20 protein-coding genes are annotated in these 19,666 nt (G+C 72.8%); 6 read left to right on the top strand and 14 right to left on the bottom strand.

What is annotated here, in order from left to right; genetic code table 11:
* Nucleotides 1–73: 73 nt before the first annotated feature.
* Nucleotides 74–580, top strand: a complete 507-nt coding sequence (locus ACFYMO_RS04540; protein WP_366770129.1) for a MarR family winged helix-turn-helix transcriptional regulator — start codon at nucleotides 74–76, stop codon at nucleotides 578–580.
* A gap of 197 nt (nucleotides 581–777) precedes the next feature.
* On the opposite strand, the gene ACFYMO_RS04535 is transcribed toward ACFYMO_RS04540, so the two are convergent.
* Nucleotides 778–2,055: a DUF6986 family protein gene (locus ACFYMO_RS04535; protein WP_366770130.1), complete on the bottom strand. Its 1,278-nt coding sequence runs from the start codon at nucleotides 2,053–2,055 to the stop codon at nucleotides 778–780.
* Nucleotides 2,056–2,437: 382 nt separating this feature from the next.
* On the opposite strand from ACFYMO_RS04535, the gene ACFYMO_RS04530 reads away from it, so the two are divergent.
* Nucleotides 2,438–2,887, top strand: coding sequence for a subtilase-type protease inhibitor (locus ACFYMO_RS04530; protein ID WP_366770131.1), 450 nt, complete (start codon nucleotides 2,438–2,440; stop codon nucleotides 2,885–2,887).
* 127 nt (nucleotides 2,888–3,014) lie between these two features.
* On the opposite strand, the gene ACFYMO_RS04525 is transcribed toward ACFYMO_RS04530, so the two are convergent.
* The 3 genes from ACFYMO_RS04525 to ACFYMO_RS04515 form a co-directional block, all read right to left on the bottom strand.
* Nucleotides 3,015–3,977, bottom strand: a complete 963-nt coding sequence (locus tag ACFYMO_RS04525; protein WP_366770132.1) for an electron transfer flavoprotein subunit alpha/FixB family protein — start codon at nucleotides 3,975–3,977, stop codon at nucleotides 3,015–3,017.
* A 90-nt stretch (nucleotides 3,978–4,067) separates the two neighbouring features.
* Nucleotides 4,068–4,859 carry an electron transfer flavoprotein subunit beta/FixA family protein gene (locus ACFYMO_RS04520; protein WP_074999672.1) on the bottom strand — a complete coding sequence of 264 codons (792 nt, stop codon included), beginning with the start codon at nucleotides 4,857–4,859 and terminating at the stop codon, nucleotides 4,068–4,070.
* 211 nt (nucleotides 4,860–5,070) lie between these two features.
* Complete coding sequence (locus ACFYMO_RS04515) at nucleotides 5,071–5,439, bottom strand: TlpA family protein disulfide reductase (protein ID WP_388544625.1); 369 nt, start codon at nucleotides 5,437–5,439, stop codon at nucleotides 5,071–5,073.
* A 145-nt stretch (nucleotides 5,440–5,584) separates the two neighbouring features.
* Between ACFYMO_RS04515 and ACFYMO_RS04510 the strand changes: the two genes are divergently transcribed.
* Nucleotides 5,585–6,304, top strand: coding sequence for a lysophospholipid acyltransferase family protein (locus ACFYMO_RS04510; RefSeq protein WP_366770133.1), 720 nt, complete (start codon nucleotides 5,585–5,587; stop codon nucleotides 6,302–6,304).
* Between the two features lie 111 nt (nucleotides 6,305–6,415).
* Here ACFYMO_RS04510 and ACFYMO_RS04505 read toward each other — a convergent pair whose 3' ends face one another.
* The 4 genes from ACFYMO_RS04505 to ACFYMO_RS04490 form a co-directional block, all read right to left on the bottom strand.
* Nucleotides 6,416–6,853, bottom strand: coding sequence for a MarR family transcriptional regulator (locus ACFYMO_RS04505; protein ID WP_366770134.1), 438 nt, complete (start codon nucleotides 6,851–6,853; stop codon nucleotides 6,416–6,418).
* Between the two features lie 65 nt (nucleotides 6,854–6,918).
* Complete coding sequence (gene asnB, locus ACFYMO_RS04500) at nucleotides 6,919–8,760, bottom strand: asparagine synthase (glutamine-hydrolyzing) (protein ID WP_366770135.1); 1,842 nt, start codon at nucleotides 8,758–8,760, stop codon at nucleotides 6,919–6,921.
* Nucleotides 8,761–8,990: 230 nt separating this feature from the next.
* A complete protein-coding gene (locus ACFYMO_RS04495; protein ID WP_366770136.1) occupies nucleotides 8,991–10,304 on the bottom strand; it encodes an MFS transporter in 1,314 nt (437 codons plus the stop codon).
* A complete protein-coding gene (locus ACFYMO_RS04490; protein WP_366770137.1) occupies nucleotides 10,304–11,287 on the bottom strand; it encodes an NAD(P)/FAD-dependent oxidoreductase in 984 nt (327 codons plus the stop codon). Before ACFYMO_RS04490 ends, ACFYMO_RS04495 begins: the two co-directional genes overlap by 1 nt.
* Nucleotides 11,288–11,379: 92 nt before the next feature.
* On the opposite strand from ACFYMO_RS04490, the gene ACFYMO_RS04485 reads away from it, so the two are divergent.
* Nucleotides 11,380–11,958, top strand: a complete 579-nt coding sequence (locus tag ACFYMO_RS04485; RefSeq protein WP_366770138.1) for an XRE family transcriptional regulator — start codon at nucleotides 11,380–11,382, stop codon at nucleotides 11,956–11,958.
* 145 nt (nucleotides 11,959–12,103) lie between these two features.
* Here ACFYMO_RS04485 and ACFYMO_RS04480 read toward each other — a convergent pair whose 3' ends face one another.
* The 4 genes from ACFYMO_RS04480 to ACFYMO_RS04465 all read right to left on the bottom strand — a co-directional run bounded on the left by ACFYMO_RS04480 (nucleotide 12,104) and on the right by ACFYMO_RS04465 (nucleotide 16,113).
* The gene (locus tag ACFYMO_RS04480) at nucleotides 12,104–12,685 is read right to left on the bottom strand and encodes a transglutaminase family protein (RefSeq protein WP_388544179.1); all 582 of its coding nucleotides are present in this window, start codon (nucleotides 12,683–12,685) and stop codon (nucleotides 12,104–12,106) included.
* A 91-nt stretch (nucleotides 12,686–12,776) separates the two neighbouring features.
* A complete protein-coding gene (locus tag ACFYMO_RS04475) occupies nucleotides 12,777–13,886 on the bottom strand; it encodes a threonine aldolase family protein (protein ID WP_388544176.1) in 1,110 nt (369 codons plus the stop codon).
* Nucleotides 13,865–14,647, bottom strand: a complete 783-nt coding sequence (locus ACFYMO_RS04470; protein ID WP_366770141.1) for an SDR family NAD(P)-dependent oxidoreductase — start codon at nucleotides 14,645–14,647, stop codon at nucleotides 13,865–13,867. The genes ACFYMO_RS04475 and ACFYMO_RS04470 overlap by 22 nt, the downstream gene beginning before the upstream one ends.
* A 53-nt stretch (nucleotides 14,648–14,700) precedes the next feature.
* Nucleotides 14,701–16,113 carry a DUF6421 family protein gene (locus tag ACFYMO_RS04465; protein WP_388544173.1) on the bottom strand — a complete coding sequence of 471 codons (1,413 nt, stop codon included), beginning with the start codon at nucleotides 16,111–16,113 and terminating at the stop codon, nucleotides 14,701–14,703.
* A 279-nt stretch (nucleotides 16,114–16,392) separates the two neighbouring features.
* Here ACFYMO_RS04465 and ACFYMO_RS04460 point away from each other — a divergent pair, with 279 nt between their 5' ends.
* Entirely contained in the window at nucleotides 16,393–17,121 is a 729-nt protein-coding gene (locus tag ACFYMO_RS04460) for a glycerophosphodiester phosphodiesterase family protein (protein ID WP_366770143.1), read from the top strand.
* Between the two features lie 55 nt (nucleotides 17,122–17,176).
* Here the strand turns inward: ACFYMO_RS04460 and ACFYMO_RS04455 are convergent, their stop codons facing one another.
* Nucleotides 17,177–17,728, bottom strand: coding sequence for a GNAT family N-acetyltransferase (locus tag ACFYMO_RS04455; protein ID WP_366770144.1), 552 nt, complete (start codon nucleotides 17,726–17,728; stop codon nucleotides 17,177–17,179).
* A gap of 44 nt (nucleotides 17,729–17,772) precedes the next feature.
* On the opposite strand from ACFYMO_RS04455, the gene ACFYMO_RS04450 reads away from it, so the two are divergent.
* Nucleotides 17,773–18,174: a VOC family protein gene (locus ACFYMO_RS04450; protein WP_366770145.1), complete on the top strand. Its 402-nt coding sequence runs from the start codon at nucleotides 17,773–17,775 to the stop codon at nucleotides 18,172–18,174.
* Between the two features lie 201 nt (nucleotides 18,175–18,375).
* Here the strand turns inward: ACFYMO_RS04450 and ACFYMO_RS04445 are convergent, their stop codons facing one another.
* Nucleotides 18,376–19,611, bottom strand: coding sequence for an acyl-CoA dehydrogenase family protein (locus ACFYMO_RS04445; RefSeq protein ID WP_366770146.1), 1,236 nt, complete (start codon nucleotides 19,609–19,611; stop codon nucleotides 18,376–18,378).
* Nucleotides 19,612–19,666 lie beyond the last annotated feature (55 nt).

The raw sequence follows: 19,666 nt of genomic DNA, 5'->3' as shown, positions 1-19,666 counted from the left end.
CCCCCGCACCCGCGGTCTCCCGCGGTGCGGACAGGGCCGTCGGTCCGCCCAACTCCCGTGCTTAAGTGGGTACATGGCTGACAAGACCCCGGAAGGGACACCCGCGGCGGACTCCGCGGCGGCGCCCGCCGCCCCGTCCGCTCCCGCCGTGCTCACCGCGGCGCCCGGCTACCAGGTGCGGCGCCTGTACCAGGCGTATCTCGCGGGGTGGTTGCGGACGGTCGGCCCGACGCTGACCGGACCGCAGTTCGCCGTCCTGACGACGGTGGGGGGCAGCCCCGGCTGCGACCAGAGTTCGCTGGCCTCCGCCGTCGCCCTGGACACCTCCACCATGGCGGATCTGGCCCGGCGCCTGGAGGATCGCGGGCTGCTGGAGCGGCGGACCGCGGCGGCGGACGGCCGCCGCAAGCTGCTCTTCCTCACGGCGGAGGGCGAACGGGCGCTCCGCGAGGCCGACGGCCGGGCGCGGGACCTCAACGAGCGGCTCCTGGCCTCCTACGAGCCCGCGGACCGCGAACGGCTGCTGCGCGAGCTGACCGCTCTGGCCGACGACTGGGAGCGGCTGAGCGCCGACGTCTGACCGGCGCGCGCCCCGCCCGGGAATGCCGGGACGGGACGCCCCTGCGACGACGGCGCGGCACAGACCTGGCCCGCCCGGCCACGGTGCCCGGACGGCCTGTCCCGCCGCGCAACTGCGCGCGGCATCGGTCCCGGGCCACCGCGCGGGGACCGGGCGGCCGCGCGAGACCTGGGCGGCCGCCCGGAGAACGGGCGGGCTCAGCGGCCCGCGAGTCGGTCGAGCCCGGCGCGGTCGAGGCCGGAGACCGCGGTGACCTCGGCCGCGTCGAGCGCGCCGCAGTCGAGGCCGCGCAGCAGGTAGCCGCTGAGCGCGCGGGCGGTCGCCGGCTCGTCCAGCACCTCGCCGCCGGCCTGCTCGACATAGGCGGCCAGTCGTTCGCCGGCCCGCCGCATGCCCTCGCGGTAGAAGGCGTACACGGCGGCGTAGCGGGTGGGCAGATGGCCGGGGTGCATGTCCCAGCCCTGGTAGTAGGCACGCGCCAGCGAGCGCCTGACCAGTGAGTGGTGCAGCCGCCAGGCGTCGTGGACCTGTTCCCGGCCGCCGGTGGGGATGACGTTGGTGGAGCCGTCGGAGAGCCGGACCCCGGTTCCCGCGGCGGCCACCTGCATGACCGCCTTGGCGTGGTCGGCCGCGGGGTGGTCCATGGCCTGGTGGGCGGCCGAGACTCCGCAGGAGGCGCTGTAGTCGAAGGTGCCGTAGTGCAGCGAGGTGGCGCGGCCCTCGGCGGCGTCGATCAGCCGGGCGACGGTGGCCCGGCCGTCGGCGCCGAGGATCGACTGCGTGGTCTCGATCTGGATCTCGAACCCGATCCGGCCCGGCGCCAGGCCGCGGGCCTTCTCGAACTCCTCGCACAGCCGGGCCATCGCGGTGACCTGCTCGGGGTAGGTCACCTTCGGCAGGGTGAGCACCAGTCCGCCGGGCAGTCCTCCCGCCTCCATGAGGCCGGTCAGGAAGAGGTCGAGGGTGCGGATGCCGCGGTCGCGGACGGCCGCCTCCATGCACTTCATCCGGATGCCCGCGCAGGCGGGAGCGGGTCCCGGGGCGCCTTCGGCGAAGGTGTCGGCGATCAGTGCGGCGGCCCGGAGGGCGGCGGCGTCCTCCTCGTCGTCGGGCCGGACGCCGTAGCCGTCCTCGAAGTCGATGCGCAGGTCCTCCACGGGCTCCCGGCTCAGCTTGTCCAGGATCCGCGTGTGGACCGGCCCGGCCAGCGTCTCGTCCATGCCGAGGACCCGGGCGAGGGAGGCGGCGTCCGGCGCGTGCGCGTCGAGCAGCGCCCGGGCGGTTTCGCCCCATTCCCGTACGGTGCCGGGCGTAACGGTGTCGGCGGGGACATAGACGGTGTGCACCGGCTGCCGGGTGCTCGGCTCCCCCGGGTAGCGGCGGGCGAGTTCGGCGTCCACCGGCTCCAGCAGCCGGGACACCCCTTCCAGCACGCCGCTGCCCAAGCTGGTCCCCACGGTCCCGCCCTGCGCCATCTGTACTCCCTCTCCCGCACTCCGACCCGACATCAACAAAACGTTGAAGTCGGTGCCGTGACGCTAATGGCGGCCTGACCAGCCAGTCAAGGGCTCCCCGGGAGCGGGCACGGCGGAGCCACCGGGGAGAGCGGGGACGGGCCCGAACCACGGTTTCCGGTCGTCGTGAAACACGATGATCAGGCCATACGGCCAGGGCGAGCGCGCGAGACGGGAGTGTCGCCGCAGGCCGCGGGAGCGGAGAGGTGTCACTTTGCGCCACTGATTCAATGCGAAACGTTACCGAAACAACGGGGGTCGATGTGCTTTGTTCACGCGGACTCGGCAAACTCACTTTCGCCGATAGATCCGGCACTTACCCCAAAGCGGAAGGAAGCACACAATGCGGAAGACCGCACCCTGGCGCACCGTCCTCACCACGGCGGCTGCTGTCACGGGCGCCGTCAGCGCCCTCGCGCTCACGGCAGCACCCGCCGAGGCCGCGCCTGCCAAGGCCACCTCCCTGTACGCCCCCTCGGCCCTGGTGCTCACCATCGCGGACGGCGAGAGCGCCGCGACCACGGCACCCCAGCGTGCCGTCACCCTGAACTGCATGCCGGCCCCGTCCGGCAGCCACCCCGCAGCGCAGGACGCGTGCGCCCGGCTGCGGGCCTCCGGCGGGAACTTCGACGCCCTGGCCGAGGGCGGCGAGCAGACCTTCTGCACCAAGGAATGGCGGCCCATCGTGGTGACCGCCCAGGGCGTGTGGCAGGGCGAGCGCGTGAACTACGAGCGCACCTTCGCCAACGCCTGCCAGAAGCGGATCGAGGGCAGCTCCGTCTTCGCCTTCTGACCGGCCCCCGGAAGCCGCCGACGGAGCCCACCCGGCCCCGGAGGCGGTGTGGGACGAACGTACTGAGCCCCGCACCTGACCGGTGCGGGGCTCAGCCGTCGAGCTGCCGGGTCGAGCTGCCGGCGAGTCAGCCCTTGCGGGCCTTGATCTCCTCGGTGAGCTGGGGGACGACCTGGAAGAGGTCGCCGACGACGCCGTAGTCGACCAGGTCGAAGATCGGGGCCTCGGAGTCCTTGTTGATGGCCACGATCGTCTTCGAGGTCTGCATTCCGGCGCGGTGCTGGATCGCGCCGGAGATCCCGGTGGCGATGTAGAGCTGCGGCGAGACGCTCTTGCCGGTCTGGCCCACCTGGTGGGAGTGCGGGTACCAGCCGGCGTCGACCGCGGCGCGGGAGGCGCCCACCGCGGCGCCCAGCGAGTCGGCCAGGCCCTCGATCAGCGGGAAGTTCTCGGCGCCGTTGAGGCCGCGGCCGCCGGAGACCACGATCGCGGCCTCGGTCAGCTCGGGTCGGCCGGTGGACTCGCGCGGGGTGCGCGACGTGACCTTGGTGCCGGTGGCGGTGTCGCCGAAGCCGACCGCCAGCTCCTCGACTGCGCCCGCGGCGGGGGCCGCCTCCGGGGTGGCCGAGTTGGGCTTGACGGTGATGACCGGGGTGCCCTTGGTGATCCGGGACTTGGTGGTGAAGGCGGCGGCGAAGACCGATTGCGTGGCCACCGGGCCCTCGTCACCGGCCTCCAGGTCGACCGCGTCGGTGACGATGCCGGAGCCGAGGCGGACCGCGAGCCGCGCCGCGATCTCCTTGCCCTCCGCGGAGGAGGGCACCAGTACGGCAGCGGGCGAGACGGCGTCATGGGCCGCCTGCAGCGCGTCCACCTTGGGGACGACGAGGTAGTCGGCGTACTCGGACGCGTCGGCGGCCAGTACTCGGGTGGCGCCGTACTCGCCGAGCGTCTTGGCGGCATCCGCGGCGTTCGGGCCGAGGTGCACGGCGACCGGTTCGCCCAGCCGGCGGGCGAGGGTCAGCAGTTCGAGGGTGGGCTTGCGGACGGCGCCGTCCACGTGGTCGACGTAGACAAGGACTTCAGCCATGGGGTGCTCTCCTGCGGAAGATCAGTGGGAGGTCGATGGGACGAGGGTGCGGCCGGTTCCGGGCGGAGTCGCCGCGGCGGCCGGGCCGTCTCAGACGAACTTGCGCTCCGCGAGGAACGCGGCGAGCTGCTTGCCGCCCTCGCCCTCGTCGTCGACGACGGTGCCCGCGGCACGCGGGGGGCGCTCGGCCACGTCCTCGACCTTGGTCCAGGCGCCTTCCAGGCCGACCTCTTCGGCCTCGATGTCCAGGTCGTCGAGGTCCAGCGACTCGACGGGCTTCTTCTTGGCGGCCATGATCCCCTTGAAGGAGGGGTAGCGGGCCTCGCCGGACTGGTCGGTGACGGAGGCGACCGCCGGAAGAGGGGCCTCGAGCTGCTCGGTGGCGGTGTCGCCGTCGCGCCGCCCGGTCACCTTGCCGTCCGCCACGGAGACCTCGGACAGCAGCGTCACCTGCGGCACGCCCAGCCGCTCGGCCAGCATCGCGGGCAGCACGCCCATCGTGCCGTCGGTGGAGGCCATGCCGCAGACGACCAGGTCGTAGCCGGTCTTCTCGATGGCCTTGGCCAGGACGTAGGAGGTACCCAGCGCGTCGGTGCCGTGCAGGTCGTCGTCCTCGACGTGCACGGCCTTGTCCGCGCCCATGGACAGCGCCTTGCGCAGGGCGTCCTTGGCGTCCTCCGGGCCCACGGTGAGCACGGTGATCTCCGCGTCGTCGACCCCGTCCGAGTCGGCGATCTGCAGGGCCTGCTCGACCGCGTACTCGTCCAGCTCGGAGAGCAGCCCGTCGACCGACTCGCGGTCGGTGGTCCGGTCCTCGGCGAAGTGCCGGTCACCGGTGGCGTCGGGCACGTACTTCACACAGACAACGATCCTCAAGCTCACGCCGGCTCTCCTACTGCTTCGACTCACGGGTTCCGGTCCGGTTGGGACCGGGCGTCCGTCCACAATATTACTCGTCAGTACATCCAGCACGTTCCCCGTTCTCAAGACCGCCGAACTGTGACGTTGCCAACCGTCGCCGACGGGGAGCGGGAACAGCCCAACTCCATCACGCGGGACGGTGCGAAGCGAGTGCCCCGGGGCAGGATCTCGATCACTCCGGACCCGCGGCCGCCGGGGACGCCTCGACCGCGGCCCCCAGCGCCGCGATGACGTCCGCCTTGCGCGGCTGCCCCGTCGCCCGCCTGACGATCCGGCCCCGGGCGTCGAGGACGAACACCGTGGGGGTACCGGTCACCTCCAGTTCGCGCACGAGCGTCAAGTGCTCCTCGGCGTCGACCTCGAGGTGCGCGACGCCCTCGACCATGGCGGCCACCTCGGCGAGCGTGCGGCGGGTGGCACGGCAGGGCTGGCAGAAGGCGCTGGAGAACTGCACGAGAGTGGCCCGCTCCCCCAGCCGCGCACCGGCACCGAGCATCCCGGGGCTCAACCGCTCCATCCGCTCCACCACGAAGACCTCCATTCCTGTGATTCCTGCGATTACCGCGTGCATACGGACAAGTCTGCCGTGAGGGTAGCCAGGAGCAACGCTTTGGGGAACGATCTGCCGGAGTCGGAAGTTACGCCCCCGTAAGTACCGGCATCCCGAGACGAAGGGTTACCCCGACGTGGCAGATCTCCTCTACCCGCCGGTGATCGGTGCGGCACGAGCGTGGTTCAAGGCTCTCGACCTGCGCTTCGACATCCGCGGCACCGAACATGTGCCCTCCCGCGGCGGCGCCGTGCTGGTGAGCAACCACATCAGCTACCTGGACTTCCTCTTCACCGGCCTCGCGGCACGCCCCGCAAAACGGCTGGTGCGCTTCATGGCCAAGGAGTCGGTCTTCCGGCACAAGGTCTCCGGACCGCTGATGCGCGCGATGAAGCACATACCGGTGGACCGCTCGCGAGGTGAGCACGCGTACGAGCACGCGCTGCAGGCACTGCGGTCCGGCGAGGTCGTGGGCGTCTTCCCGGAGGCGACCATCTCCCCGTCCTTCACGCTGAAGGACTTCAAGAGCGGGGCGGCCCGGCTGGCACAGGACGCCCGGGTACCGCTCGTCCCGATGGCGCTGTGGGGCACCCAGCGGCTGTGGACCAAGGGACACAAGCGGGACTTCGGCCGCAACCACTTCCCCGTCGGCATCCGGGTGGGCGAGCCGATCGAGGCAGAGCCGCACGAGTCGGTGCGCGGCGTCACCGAGCGGCTGCGCGAGCGGATGCAGGAGCTGCTGGAGACGGCGCAGCGCGCCTACCCGGCCACGCCCCGGACGCCGGACGACACCTGGTGGCTGCCGGCCCACCTCGGCGGCAGCGCGCCCACCCCCGCGCAGGCCCGTACGCAGTGACCGGGTGGCCCCGTGACCGGGTGACCGGATGACCGCGGTGACCGCCCCACCGGGCGCCGGCTCCGCCCGGTGATCCGACGGCGGGGCCGGGGGCGCCGGTCCGGCCGGACCCTACCCGTCCGCCCGGTCGCCGTCCGCGAGCAGCCGCAGCAGCGGGGCCGTCGCCAGCACCCGCTCGGCGTCCTCGTCCGGCAGCGCGCCGAGCCGCTCCAGAAGCACCGCGGCCTCGCCGTGAGCCACCCCGCGCAGCGCGGCGGCCCCCTCCCCCGTGACGGCCACGCGCGCTGCGCGGCCGTCGGTGGGGTCGGGCTCCCGGCGGACGAGCCCCGCGGTCTGCAGCTCCGCCACGGCGGCGGTGGCCGTCGGCTGCGAGCAGGGGACCCGGTCGGCGATCACACCGATCCGGCTGGGACCGGCCTCCGTCAGCAGCGCCAGGACGATCAGCTGGGTGGGCTGCAGCCCACCGGTCGGCCCGGCCCGGCGCAGCGACCGCAGCACCCGGTGCAGGGCCAGGACCATCTCGAACGCCGCGTCCTGCCGGGTCCCCATCGCTCTCCCACGAGTTCACCCCGGCCCCCTCGGCGGATCGGGAGGCGGCCGGGTCCTGCTTCGGATCAGGAGAGTGTAAGCGTGGGCGCGTACATGTCGATCCACAGCGCCAGATCCAGGGCGCGCTCCATGCCGTACCGGGCTTCCCGGGCGCTCCCGGCGGCCGGGGTCCGGGCCATCCGCTCCAGCCGGTCCCTGCTGACCAGGTCGAAGACCGGGTGGGAAGGCGCCGCCAGCAGCTCCTCGACGTTCCGCTGCAGCGCCCTGTGGTACTTCGGGTCCTGCGTGGCCGGGTAGGGGCTCTTGACCCGGTCGTAGACGGAACGGGGCAGCACGTCGGCCGTCGCCTCGCGCAGCAGGCTCTTCTCCCGGCCGTCGAAGGACTTGTAGGCCCAGGGCGTGTTGTAGACGTACTCGACCAGCCGGTGATCGCAGAAGGGCACCCGGACCTCCAGGCCCACGGCCATGCTCGCGCGGTCCTTGCGGTCGAGCAGGACGCGGACGAACCGGGTCAGATGGAGATGGCAGAGCACCCGCATCCGGTACTCGAAGTCGCTCTCCCCCTCGGCCCGCCGGATCCCGGAGACCGCGTCGGCGTAGCTGTCCCGTTCGTAGCCGGGCAGGTCGAGGGCGCGGGCGACGGAGTCCTCGAGCAGACCGCCCGCCACGCCGGGACTGTGGGCGCCCCGCACCAGCCACGGGAACGTGCCGCCCCGGCGCGCGTCCTCGTCGAAGAACTGCTTGTAGCCGCCGAACACCTCGTCGGCCGACTCCCCGGACAGTGCGACCGTGGAACGGCGCCGGACGGCCTCGAAGAGCAGATGGAGCGAGGCGTCCATGTCCCCGAAGCCGGCGGGGATGTCGCGGGCCCGCACGACCCGGGCGCGGAGCTCGGGGTCGGCCAGCGCCTCGGAGTCCAGGACGATGTCCTGGTGCTCGGCGGCGGAGTCGCGGGCGACATCGTGCACGAAGGGCGCGTCGGGGGTGGCGCGGAGTTCGTCGGCGACGAAGTTCTCGGTCTGGCCGGCGAAGTCGACGGCGAAGCTGCGCACCGTCCCGCCGCTCGCGCGCAGTTGCCGGGCGGCCAGCGCCGTCATCGCCGAGGAGTCGAGGCCGCCGGAGAGCAGGGTGCAGCGCGGTACGTCGGAGACGAGCTGGCGGGAGACGATGTCGTCCAGCAGCTCACGTACCCGCTCGACGGTCTCGCGACGCCCGTCGGTGTGCGGGCGGGTCTCCAGCCTCCAGTAGGCGCGGGTGCGCAGACCCTCGGGGCCGACGGTCACCACCGTGCCGGGCTCGACCTCGCGCATGCCGTCCCATATCGCCTGGCCGGGCGTCTTGACGAGGGTGAGCAGCTCGCGGAGACCGTCGGCGCCGACGGCGCGGCGGGCCAGCGGGTTGGCCAGCAGCGCCTTGGGCTCGGAGCCGAACAGCACGCCGTCGGCGGTCTCGGCGTAGTAGAGGGGTTTGACGCCCATCCGGTCGCGGACCATGGCCAGCCGCCGGGAGCGGCCGTCCCAGACGGCGAACGCGTACATGCCGTTCAGCCGTTCGGCCAGATCGGTACCCCACTCCAGATAGGCGCGCAGCACGACTTCGGTGTCCGACCGGGTGCGGAAGCGGTGTCCGCGGTCGGAGAGTTCGCGGCGCAGCTCGCCGTAGTTGTAGGTCTCGCCGGAGTAGACGAGCACGACGGGCCCCTCGGGGGTCTCGACGGCCATCGGCTGGCTCCCGCCGGGGAGGTCGATGATCGCGAGCCTGCGGTGACCCAGGGCGACGGGGCCGGCGATCCAGGTTCCGGCCTCGTCCGGACCGCGGCAGGACATGGTCTCCGTCATGGCCTCGGCGGTCGCGTGCTCGGCCGCCAGGTTCCGTCCGTAGGCCACCCATCCGGTGATTCCGCACATGCTGCCCCTCCGTCCGGTTCCGATCTCCGGCGGTGCGGCCGGCGCACCGCCACTGCTCCGGAGAGGGCGGGCCGGAAGGAGCCACCGGAGATCAGATGTATTGACCATCTATACATCTGGCTTCCTTTCACCTCCCCGCTCCGGGCAAACCCACGGGGCCGGCGCACCGCATGGTTCGCGCCACCGGGAGCCGCCGTGGGGGCGCCCCGTGGCTCTCGGGGCGCCCCCGGCTACGGCGTACGTGCGGACGGGCCGGAGCGCGGAGCGGCCTCCCCCGCCCGCGGCGTGCCGGCCTCGTCGCCCGGCGCGGGGCCGAGGACCGGGGCCGCATCCGCGACCGGGCGCCGCGAGCGGATCTCCCGGGCCCGGTCGAGGAGGATGAGCGGCACGGCGGCCGCGGCGAGGGCGGCCCCGATCAGGCAGACCGCCGTGAGAGCGGCGCCCCGGGCGAGCGCGGCGGCCGCGAGCACGGGGGTGATGCTGATACCCAGCTGGAAGGCCGAGACGGTGGTGGCCCCGGCGAGGGTCGGCGCCTCGGCCGCGATGGCGAAGACCCGTCCGTACAGAGCGGGGTTGAGGACGAACGCGGCGATGCCGGCCAGGAGGACCGTGGGCACCACCGCCCACACCCGGTGGATCGCGGCGACCATCACGACCGACAGCAGCACGGTCGCCGACGCGCCGGTGAGGAGCGCGAGGTGCGGGCGCCGGTCGGAGACCCGGCCGCCGACGGACAGCCCCACGAAGGCTCCGACCCCGAACAGCGCCAGGACCCCCGGGACGGCCGCCTCGGAGAGGGCGGTGATCTCCTCGAGCATCGCGGCCAGGTAGTTGAACGTGATCATGTAGGCGGCCGTGGTGAGGACGGTGATCCCGTAGATGCCCCACAGCGCCGGTCTGCGCATCGTGGCCAGCTCCCGCCGCACGCTCGGCCCGGCGGACCGCTCGGCGCGCGGAGCGGCGGCGGGAAGCCCGGACAGGCAGCCGAGGATCCCCGCGGCCGTCAGGGCCACGACGGCCCAGAATCCGCCGCGCCACTCGGTGAAGTGGCTGAGCAGCGTACCGGCCGGACCGCCGGCGACCATGGCCACGCTCAGCCCGCTGACCACGACTCCGGAGGCGCGGGCGTTGCGGTCCGGTGTCACCAGGCTGATCGCGGTCGCCGACGCGACGGCGAAGTAACCCGCGTAGGCGATGCCCGAGATCACCCTGGTGACCAGCAGGACCCGGTAGTCGCCCAGCAGTCCGACGGCGACGCAGCCGGCGAAGACACCCTGGGTCACCACCAGCGCGGTGCGGCGGGGCCAGTGCAGACTGAGCACGGCGAACGGCGGTCCACCGACGACCACACCGAGCGCGAACGCGGTGATCAGGAACCCGGCCGAGGACAGCGTGATGTCCAGGTCCTCGGCCACCGCCGGCAGCACACCGGCCATCAGGAACTCCGCGCTTCCCATCGCGAACAGGCTGAAGCCCAGCAGGTACACGCCGAGGGGCAGCCTGTCGGGGCGGCCGGCGCGGGAGGTCTCCGCGGTGCCCGCCATCAGAGCGCACCCCCCGGGCCCGGCTGCTCGCCCCGGACTGCGGCGGACAGCTCCCGTTCGAGGAGCCAGGCGCTCATGCTGAGGGCGGCGGTCGAGCCGGCCCCCGCGGCCGTGACGACCTGCGCCCGTGGGTTGACGACGTTCCCGGCCGCCCAGACCCCGGGTACGTCCGTGGCGCCCTGCGCGTCGACGGCGACGAGTCCGCTGACCGGGTCCCGGCCCGCTCCCAGCACGGTCAGGATCGCGTCGTGCGGCGCGGGCCGGGGCGCCACGAAGACGGCTTCGCACACCAGGGACTCCCCGTTGTCCAGCTCGATCCCGACCGCGTCCCCCTCCCGTGTTCCGGCGGGTGACCCGACCCGGGTGACCCGTCCGTCGACCAGGCGCACTCCGTACGCCGTGAGGCGCTGCCGCTCGGCGGCGCCGATCTCGATGCCGTTGACGCAGAACGCCACCGTCGGGCTGTAGCGGCGCAGCAGCGCGGCGAGATGCACCGACACCGCCGCCATGGGGCTGCCGAGCACGGCGAGGGAGCGTCCCCGTACTTCGTAGCCGTGGCAGTGCGGGCAGTGGTGCACCTGGGATGCCCATCGCTCGGACAGTCCGGGGATGTCGGGCAGTTCGTCGCTCAGTCCGGTGGCGACCAGCACCGACCGGGTGCGCACGGTGTGCTCGTCCCCGAGCCGCAGCTCGAACGTCCCGTCCGGGGCGCGCCGCGCCCCGGCCACCGATGCCCGCAGGAGTCTCCCGCCGTACCGGCCGAACTCGCTCTGCCCGGTGGCGACGAACTCTCCCGGCGCCATGCCGTCCCGGGTCGGGTACCCGTGCATGTGGTCGGCGGGCCCGTTGCGGGGAGCGCCGCCGTCGACGACCAGGGTCGCGAACCGCGCCCGTGCGAGCACGATCCCGGCCGCCAGGCCGGCGGCCCCGCCGCCGACGACGACGGCGTCCCATGTACTTACTGCAGCGGTTGCTGCGTCCATTGCGGATCACCTCCACCGACAGAATCGGGAGGGCGTTCCACTTTCGACAAAGCCTCTTGCCGATTCCGGGACACATTGGTTTGACTGCACCCATGGACCAGCAACCGAGCGTCGGTGCCGTGCTCGAACAGATCGCCCCCCGGCTGCGCCGCGCCCGTCAGAAGAAGGGCGTCAGCCTGGCCGACCTGGCGCGCGCCACCGGCATCTCGACGAGCACGCTGTCGCGGCTGGAGTCGGCGCAGCGCAAGCCGAGCCTCGAACTGCTCCTGCCGATCACCGGCGCGCTCGGCATCCCGCTCGACGAGGTCGTGGCCGCGCCCCGGATACTGGACCCGCGGGTGCCGCAGCAGCCCACCAAGAAGGACGGGCGGGTGCTGATCCCGCTGTCGCGGCAGCAGGGAGAACCCCGCGCCTACAAGATGACCATCCCCGCGCACGACGATCAGCCCCATCTGCGTACCCACGCGGGCCACGAGTGGCTCTATGTGCTCCGCGGGCGGCTCCGCGTCCGGCTGGGCGACCAGGACTTCGTCGCGGGAGCAGGCGAAGCCGCCGAGTTCGACTGCCGGATTCCGCACTGGTTCGGCGCGGCCGGACGCGGCGACGTCGAAGTCCTGAGCCTCTTCGGAAAGCAGGGCGAGCGCATCCACCTCCGCACCCCGCGACGCTGACGCGGGAGCCCGCCGTGCGTCCGCCGGACGGCGCTCGCAACCGGGAGGCCGACCGGCCGGAGGCGAGGCCGCAGGCGGGCCGGCCGCGGACGCGCCCGGCTCCGGCGGGGCCGGTTGGGTCGGCCCCGCCGCCCGGCCGATGCGGCTAGAGCGCCGTGTCCAGCAACTGCCACAGCCGCGCCGGACCCGTGGCCTGCCGCAGCGCCCGCACCACCACCGGGTGCGGCTCGGCGTAGAGCACGGGGTAGTCGCACTCCCCCTTCTCCGGCCACACCGGAAAGGCGAGTTGTTCGCGGTCCAGCCTGAACTGGGCGTTCACTCCCGGCTTGTTGCCCCGCGCGTCCTGCCGCACCCAGTGCCGCGAGCCCGGGAGCCGCACCGCGATCAGCCCGTGGAGGACGTTCAGCTTCTGATAGCAGAACCCCGCGGGGACGCCCTCCGCGCGCAGCAGGGCGACCAGGGCGTGGGACTTGGCGTGGCAGATGCCGACCCGCTGGGCGAGCACGTCCGAGGCCCGACAGGTGATCCGCCAGTCCTCGACGTCGGCGGAGTGCGAGATGGTGTCGCGGACGAATTCGTAGGCGGCACGGGCGTACGCGGCCGTGTCGCCGTCGGCGCCGGAACGCAGCCGCGCTGCCGTCTCCCGCACCAGGGGATGGGTGTGGTCGACGACGTCGTCGGCAGCGAGGTAGGCGGAGTCGTCAGCGGTGACGGGGGTGAGCTTCATGCCGCGCCAGCGTACGGCGCGGCCCGCCGTAACTCAATACAATTACGACGGACCGCATAAGTATTCGGGCGGCTATGCGGAGTGCCCGGCGCTAACGCCCCATCTCCTCGCGGAGCGCGGCGAGGAAGCCGTCCACGTCCTGTTCGGTGGTGTCGAACGAGCACATCCAGCGCACCTCGCCCACCGCCTCGTCCCAGAAGTAGAAGCGGTAGCGCTTCTGCAGGCGTTCGCTCACCTCGTGCGGCAGCCGCGCGAAGACGGCGTTCGCCTGCACCGGGTAGCGGATCTCCACACCCGCCACCTCCCGCACACCCGCCGCCAGGCGCTGGGCCATCGCATTGGAGTGCCGAGCGTTGCGCAACCACAGGTCGCCCGCGAGCAGGGCCTCCAACTGCACCGATATGAAGCGCATCTTGGAGGCGAGCTGCATCGACAGCTTGCGCAGATGCTTCATGTGGCGGACCGCGTCCGGATTCAGCACCACGACGGCCTCGCCGAAGAGCATGCCGTTCTTGGTGCCGCCGAAGGAGAGGATGTCCACGCCCGCCGCGTTGGTGAACGCGCGCATCGGGACGTCCAGCGCCGCCGCCGCGTTGGCGATCCGCGCCCCGTCGAGGTGGACGAGCATGCCCCGCTCGTGCGCGTGGTCGCACAGTGCGCGGATCTCCTCCACCGTGTAGAGCGTGCCCAGTTCGGTGTTCTGGGCGAAGGAGACCACCTGCGGCATGGCCCGGTGCTCGTCGTCCCAGCCGAACGCCTCCCGGTCGATCAGCTCCGGCGTCAGCTTGCCGTCCGGCGTGGGCACGGTGAGCAGCTTGAGGCCGCCGACCCGCTCGGGCGCCCCGCACTCGTCGACGTGGATGTGCGCGGTGTCGGCGCAGATCACGGCACCCCAGCGGTCGGTCACCGCCTGCAGCGCGACGACGTTGGCACCGGTCCCGTTGAAGACCGGGAACGCCTCGGCGCGCTGCCCGAAGTGGCTGCGTACGACCGTCTGGAGGTGCTCGGTGTAGTCGTCGGCGCCGTAGGCCGACTGGTGCCCGCCGTTGGCCAGCGCCAGCGCCGCGAGGATCTCGGGGTGCGCGCCCGCGTAGTTGTCGCTGGCGAAACCGCGGATCTCCGGGTCGTGGCGGCGCTTGGCGTCGGTGCCCGGCGTCTCCCCGGGACGGCCGGGTCGGTTCAGGGGTTGGGCGTCAGCCACAGGCGGGTTCCGTTCAGCTCTTCGGCGGGCTCGTTCCAGGTGTCGGCGACGGCCTTGGCGAGGTCCTCGACATCCGTGAAGCCCGCGAACTTCGCGTTCGGCCGGTCGGCCCGCATCTGGTCGTGCACCAGCGCCTTGACCACCAGGATGACAGCGGCCGCCGATGGCCCGCTCTCGCCCCCCGCCTTGCGGAAGGAGTCACCGAGCGCCAGCGTCCACGCCTCGGCTGCGGCCTTGGAAGCGGCGTAGGCGGCGTTGCCGGCGGTCGGCTTGCTGGCCCCCAGTGCGCTGATCAGCAGGAACCGGCCGTCCCCCGCGCGCTTGAGCGCGCCTTCGAAGGCCAGGGAGGTGTGCTGGAGCGTGCGCACCAGCAGGTTGTGCAGGGTGTCCCAGTCGGACAGGTCGGTCTCGGCGAACGAGGACGAGCCGCGCCAGCCCCCGACCAGGTGCACCAGGCCGTCGATCCGGCCGAACTCCTTCTCCGTCTTGTCCGCCCAGGCCCGGGTCTCCTCCAGGCTGAGCAGGTTGACGGTGTCACCCGTGACGGTGGCTCCCCCGTGCGCGAAGCGCGCGGCGTCCACGGCCTGGGCGAGGCGCTCCGCGTCCGCGTCGCAGGCGACGACGGTGGCGCCCTCCTCCGCGAGCCGCAGCAGCGTCGCCTGCCCGGCTGGACCGGCCGCCCCGGCGACCGCGACCACCCGGCCCTGGAGGCTGCCCTCGCCGTTCCCCTCGTACCCGCGCCGTGTCGTGCTGTCCGTCATCTCCGTCGCCTCCTCGTGCTCCTGCCCACCGCTGCGCCCCTGGGTCGACCCGCTCACGCGGCGGCCCGGACGGGGCCGTGCGCGGTGATGCCCTCGGTCGATGCGATCACACTGCGGAGCTTCTTCGCGAGGGCTTCGTAGAACATGCTGAGCGGAAACTCGTCGGGCAGCACCTCGTCGACCAGCTTGCGCGGCGGAAGGGTCAGATCCAGCGCGTCGGGGCCCTTGGCCCAGGTGGAGCCGGGGTGCGGGGCCAGGTAGCGGGAGACCAGCTCGTACGCCTTGAACCAGTGGACGATCTTGGGCCGGTCGATACCGGCGCGGTAGAGCTCCTCGATCTCCTCGCGCAGCGCGACGGTGACCCGGCGGGCCAGGTCCCAGTCGATGGAGAGCTTGTTGTCCCGCCAGCGCAGCGCGTCGTGCTGGTGGAGGTAGGCGAACAGGAGCTGCCCGCCGAGGCCGTCGTAGTTGCGCTGGCGCGCTCCGGTGACCGGGAAGCGGAAGAGCCGCTCCAGGATGACCGCGTACTGGACGTCCCGACCCTGCGGCAGGCCGTCGCCCTCGAGCTTGACCGCCTCGTGGAAGGCGGTCAGGTCGCAGCGCAGCTCTTCCAGGCCGTACATCCAGAACGGCTGCCGCTGCTTGATCATGAACGGGTCGAACGGCAGGTCGCCGTGGCTGTGGGTGCGGTCGTGCACCATGTCCCACAGGACGAAGGCCTGCTGGCAGCGCTCCTGGTCGGCCAGCAGGCCGCGGGCGTCCTCGGGCAGCTCCAGGCTGGTGACCTCGCAGGCCGCCTCGACGACGCGGCGGAAGCGGGCCGCCTCGCGGTCGCAGAAGATGCCGCCCCAGGTGAAACGCTCGGGCGCCTCGCGGACGGCGATGGTCTCCGGGAAGAGCACGGCGGAGTGCGTGTCGTAGCCCGCGGTGAAGTCCTCGAAGGTGATCCCGCAGAAGAGCGGGTTGTCGTAGCGGGTGCGCTCCAGCTCGGCCAGCCAGTCGGGCCAGACCATGCGCAGGACGACCGCCTCCAGGTTCCGGTCCGGGTTGCCGTTCTGCGTGTACATGGGGAAGACGACCAAGTGCTGGAGGCCGTCGGCGCGGTTGGCCGCGGGCTGGAAGGCGAGCAGCGAGTCGAGGAAGTCGGGCACACCGAAGCCGTCGTCGGCCCAGCGGCGCAGGTCGGCCACGAGGGCGCGGTGGTAGTCGGCGTCGTGCGGCAGCAGCGGGGAGAGCTCCTGCACGGCGGCCACCACCCGGTCCAGCTCGGCCCGGACGTCCGCACGGGCGGGAGCACCCTCGGCGTCGAAGTCGATCGAGCCGTCCTTGGACTGAGCGGGCCGGACCGCCGCCACGGCGGTCTTGAGAACCGACCAGGCGGGGTGCGCGGCCACACTTTCGGCAGCTCCGCCCGGGGACGGCGAAACACCGCCCGGTGCGGGCGCGGGCGAAAGAATTTCCGTCATGTTGACCCCTCCACAGGAGAAACTCGCGTAGGAGAACCGTATCCGGACGGGCGTCCGCACTCAAGGGGAGGATGCAGGAGAATATCCTGCACGAACCCGGGGTAGGCCGCTATTTTTTCGGCGCAACGTCGATGACGCCGCTGCCTTTCCCAGTTCCCACCGCTCTGCGCAGTATGCGGCCGGCGTCGGGGCAGTGCCTGCCCCGCGGGTGCCGCGGCGCTCCGCGGCGGACCGCTAGGGTGGGCGGCCACCGCCGTCCCCGCCGAAAGCGAGCGCGCCGTGCCACTGCTGACCGTCGGACACCGCGGAGTGATGGGCGTCGAGCCCGAGAACACGCTGCGCTCCTTCGTCCGCGCCGAACGCGAGGGGCTCGACGTCCTCGAACTCGACCTGCATCTGAGCAGCGACGGCGCACTGGTGGTGATGCACGACGCGGACGTGGACCGCACGACCGACGGCAGCGGGCCGATCGGCGGCCTCACCCTGGCCGAGCTGCGCCGACTGGACGCGGGGCGGGGCGAGCGGGTGCCGGTCTTCGACGAGGTCGTGGACGCGGTGTCCAGCCCGCTGCAGGCCGAGATCAAGGACCGGGCCGCGGCACGGGTGCTCGCCGAGACGATCGGCAAGCGGGACCTGCACGACCGGGTGACCGTCATCTCCTTCCACGCCGACGCGCTGCGCGAGACCCGCGAACACCTGCCGGAGATGCCGCTGGTGCTGGTGGCCGGGCGCTCCTCGCCGACGGCCCCGGAGCGCGCCCGGGAGCTCGGCGCCGGGATGGTCTCGCTGGAGCTGCGGCACCTGGAGGCCGGCATCGTCGAGCGGGCGCATGCCGCCGGGATCCAGGTGATCAGCTGGACGGTCAACACCGAGGCGGAACTGGCCCGCGCCCGGGAGCTGGGACTGGACGGCGTCGTCACCGATCTGCCCGCGATCGGGCAGGCTGCCCGGCGCCCGCTCGGCGACGGAGCGTACGGGGACCCGGCGCCCGAGGGCGCCGCCTCCTGACCTCGCGGCCCGCCGCGTGCGGGCCGACCCCGGCCCGCACCGCCGCGGGCCGGCCTCACCCCAGCGGCTTGACCAGCAGCTCGAAGGCCAGGTCGGGGCGCTGCGGCAGACCGAAACGCTCGTCGCCGTAGGGGAAGGGGCTCAGCTCGCCGGTGCGGCGGTAGCCGCGCCGCTCGTACCAGGCGATCAGCTCCTCGCGCTGCCGGATCACCTGCATCCGCATCCGCTGGGCGCCCCACTCGGCACGGACCGTGCGCTCCGCCTCGGCCAGGACCGCGCGGCCGACACCGCCGCCCTGCCGCAGCGGACTGACGGCGAACATGCCGAAATACGCCTCCGTACCGCGGTGTTCGAGCTGGCAGCAGGCGACGAGAGCGCCGTCCCGCTCGACGGCCAGCAGAATGCTCTTCGGGTCGCGGACGACCGCGGCGACCCCCTCCGCGTCGGTGCGCTGCCCGTCGAGCAGATCGGCCTCGGTGGTCCAGCCCGCCCGGCTCGCCTCGCCCCGGTAGGCGGATTCCACGAGTGCGGTCAGCGCCGGGATGTCCGCCTCGGCCGCGTGCCGGAAGGTCAGGGGCAGCTCGCCCCGCTGTGCCGTGTCGCTCATGTCCGCCGACTCTAACCGGAGCGCCGCGGAACTAGAGTGCGGGCATGGTGCATGTACTGAGCAGCCGGGTACTGCTGCGGCCCACCGATCCGGACCGGTCGCGGGCCTTCTACGGGCGGACGCTCGGCCTGGAGATCGCCCGCGAGTTCGGTACCGGACCGGAGCGGGGCACCGTCTACTTCCTGGGCGGCGGCTTCCTGGAGGTCTCCGGACGCCGCACGGAGACCTCCGGAGAGCCGCAGCCCGCCCTCCAGCTCTGGCTCCAGGTCGCCGACGCGGCCGGGGCGCACGAGGAGCTGCGCGCGGCGGGCGCGGAGATCCTGCGCCCGCCCGTCCAGGAGCCCTGGGGCCTGATCGAGATGTGGATCGCCGACCCGGACGGGCACCGGCTGGTCCTGGTGCAGATCCCGGCCGACCACCCGCTGCGCCACCGGCCCGGCATCTGACCCCTCAGACGCCGCGCCCCGCCCCGGCGGCGGGCAGCAGCCCGGCGAGCACCGCGACGCCCTCCGCAACCGAGGGGGTGGCGGCGGCGTGGCCGAGGACGAGGCCGGGGCGGCCGGGGCCCCGGCTGCGACCTGGGCCCCGGCAGGCGCCTCACCCGCCGCTCCTCCGCGGGCCCGGGGGCGGGCCGGAACGGCGGCGGGTCAGCGGATGGGCATGCCCGCGAGGGTGCGGGCGATGACCAGGCGCTGGATCTCGCTGGTGCCTTCGAAGATCGAATAGATGGCCGCGTCCCGGTGCATCCGCTCGACCGGGTACTCGCGGGTGTAGCCGTTGCCCCCGAGGAGCTGGACGGCCTGCGCCGTCACCTTCTTGGCCGTCTCGCTGGCGAACAGTTTGGACATGGAGCCCTCGGCGGACTCGAACCTGCGGCCCGTCACCCCCATCCAGGACGCGCGCCACACCAGGAGCCGGGCGGCGTCGATGCTGGTGCGCATGTCGGCGAGCTGGAAGGCGACGCCCTGGTTGTCGATGATCGGGCGGCCGAACTGCTCCCGCGTCCTGGCGTAGTCGAGCGCGACCTCGTAGGCGGCGCGCGCGGTGCCGACCGCCATGGCGCCGACCGCGGGGCGGGACGCCTCGAAGGTGGCCATGGCCGCGTTCTTGACCCGCTCGCCGCTGCCCTTCCTGGCCCGCTCGCGGGCGCGGGCGAGGCGCTCGTCGAGCTTCTCCTTGCCTCCGAGGAGGCAGTGGCCGGGCACGCGGACGCCGTCGAGGACGACTTCGGCGGTGTGCGAGGCGCGGATGCCGTGCTTCTTGAACTTCTGGCCCTGCGAGAGTCCGGGGGTGCCGGGCGGGACGATGAAGGAGGCGTGCCCCTTGGAGCCGAGCTCGGGGTCGACGCTGGCGACCACCACGTGGACGTTGGCGATGCCACCGTTGGTCGCCCAGGTCTTGGTGCCGTCGAGCACCCACTCGTCGGTGGCCTCGTCGTACTTGGCGCGGGTGCGCATGGCGGCCACGTCCGATCCCGCGTCCGGCTCGGACGAGCAGAAGGCGGCGACCTTCACGTCCGCGGCGTCGCCGTACATCTGCGGCACCCAGGTTCCGATCTGCTCCTCGGTGCCGTTGGCGAGCACGCCGACCGCGGCGAGGCCGGTGCCGACGATGGAGAGCGCGATGCCCGCGTCGCCCCAGAACAGCTCCTCCATCGCCATGGGGATGCCGAGGCCGGTGGGGTCGAAGTACTGCTGGGCGTAGAAGTCGAGCGAGTAGAGGCCGATCTTGGCCGCCTCCTGGATGATCGGCCAGGGGGTCTCCTCGCGTTCGTCCCACTCGGCGGCCGCGGGGCGCATCACGTCGGCGGCGAATCCGTGGAGCCAGTCGCGGACTTCCTTCTGGTCGTCGTTGAGATCCAGGGCGAACTCGGTCTCGGCCATCGTCGGGGTCCTCCGCCTGTAGAGGTTCGTTACCATCGGTAATCCGCAGTCTGTT

Source organism: Streptomyces sp. NPDC007025, from assembly GCF_042869455.1.
In the GTDB taxonomy this organism is placed as follows: domain Bacteria; phylum Actinomycetota; class Actinomycetes; order Streptomycetales; family Streptomycetaceae; genus Streptomyces.
Note: the sequence above shows the minus strand (reverse complement) of the source record. Positions and strands in the feature narration are given on the sequence as shown.

Coding starts and splice junctions, on each gene's coding strand:
- ACFYMO_RS04540 (WP_366770129.1), top strand. CDS start 74: ATGGCTGACAAGACCCCGGAAGGGACACCCGCGGCGGACTCCGCGGCG.
- ACFYMO_RS04535 (WP_366770130.1), bottom strand. CDS start 2,055: ATGGCGCAGGGCGGGACCGTGGGGACCAGCTTGGGCAGCGGCGTGCTG.
- ACFYMO_RS04530 (WP_366770131.1), top strand. CDS start 2,438: ATGCGGAAGACCGCACCCTGGCGCACCGTCCTCACCACGGCGGCTGCT.
- ACFYMO_RS04525 (WP_366770132.1), bottom strand. CDS start 3,977: ATGGCTGAAGTCCTTGTCTACGTCGACCACGTGGACGGCGCCGTCCGC.
- ACFYMO_RS04515 (WP_388544625.1), bottom strand. CDS start 5,439: ATGGAGGTCTTCGTGGTGGAGCGGATGGAGCGGTTGAGCCCCGGGATG.
- ACFYMO_RS04505 (WP_366770134.1), bottom strand. CDS start 6,853: ATGGGGACCCGGCAGGACGCGGCGTTCGAGATGGTCCTGGCCCTGCAC.
- asnB (WP_366770135.1), bottom strand. CDS start 8,760: ATGTGCGGAATCACCGGATGGGTGGCCTACGGACGGAACCTGGCGGCC.
- ACFYMO_RS04495 (WP_366770136.1), bottom strand. CDS start 10,304: ATGGCGGGCACCGCGGAGACCTCCCGCGCCGGCCGCCCCGACAGGCTG.
- ACFYMO_RS04490 (WP_366770137.1), bottom strand. CDS start 11,287: ATGGACGCAGCAACCGCTGCAGTAAGTACATGGGACGCCGTCGTCGTC.
- ACFYMO_RS04485 (WP_366770138.1), top strand. CDS start 11,380: ATGGACCAGCAACCGAGCGTCGGTGCCGTGCTCGAACAGATCGCCCCC.
- ACFYMO_RS04480 (WP_388544179.1), bottom strand. CDS start 12,685: ATGAAGCTCACCCCCGTCACCGCTGACGACTCCGCCTACCTCGCTGCC.
- ACFYMO_RS04470 (WP_366770141.1), bottom strand. CDS start 14,647: ATGACGGACAGCACGACACGGCGCGGGTACGAGGGGAACGGCGAGGGC.
- ACFYMO_RS04465 (WP_388544173.1), bottom strand. CDS start 16,113: ATGACGGAAATTCTTTCGCCCGCGCCCGCACCGGGCGGTGTTTCGCCG.
- ACFYMO_RS04455 (WP_366770144.1), bottom strand. CDS start 17,728: ATGAGCGACACGGCACAGCGGGGCGAGCTGCCCCTGACCTTCCGGCAC.
- ACFYMO_RS04450 (WP_366770145.1), top strand. CDS start 17,773: ATGGTGCATGTACTGAGCAGCCGGGTACTGCTGCGGCCCACCGATCCG.
- ACFYMO_RS04445 (WP_366770146.1), bottom strand. CDS start 19,611: ATGGCCGAGACCGAGTTCGCCCTGGATCTCAACGACGACCAGAAGGAA.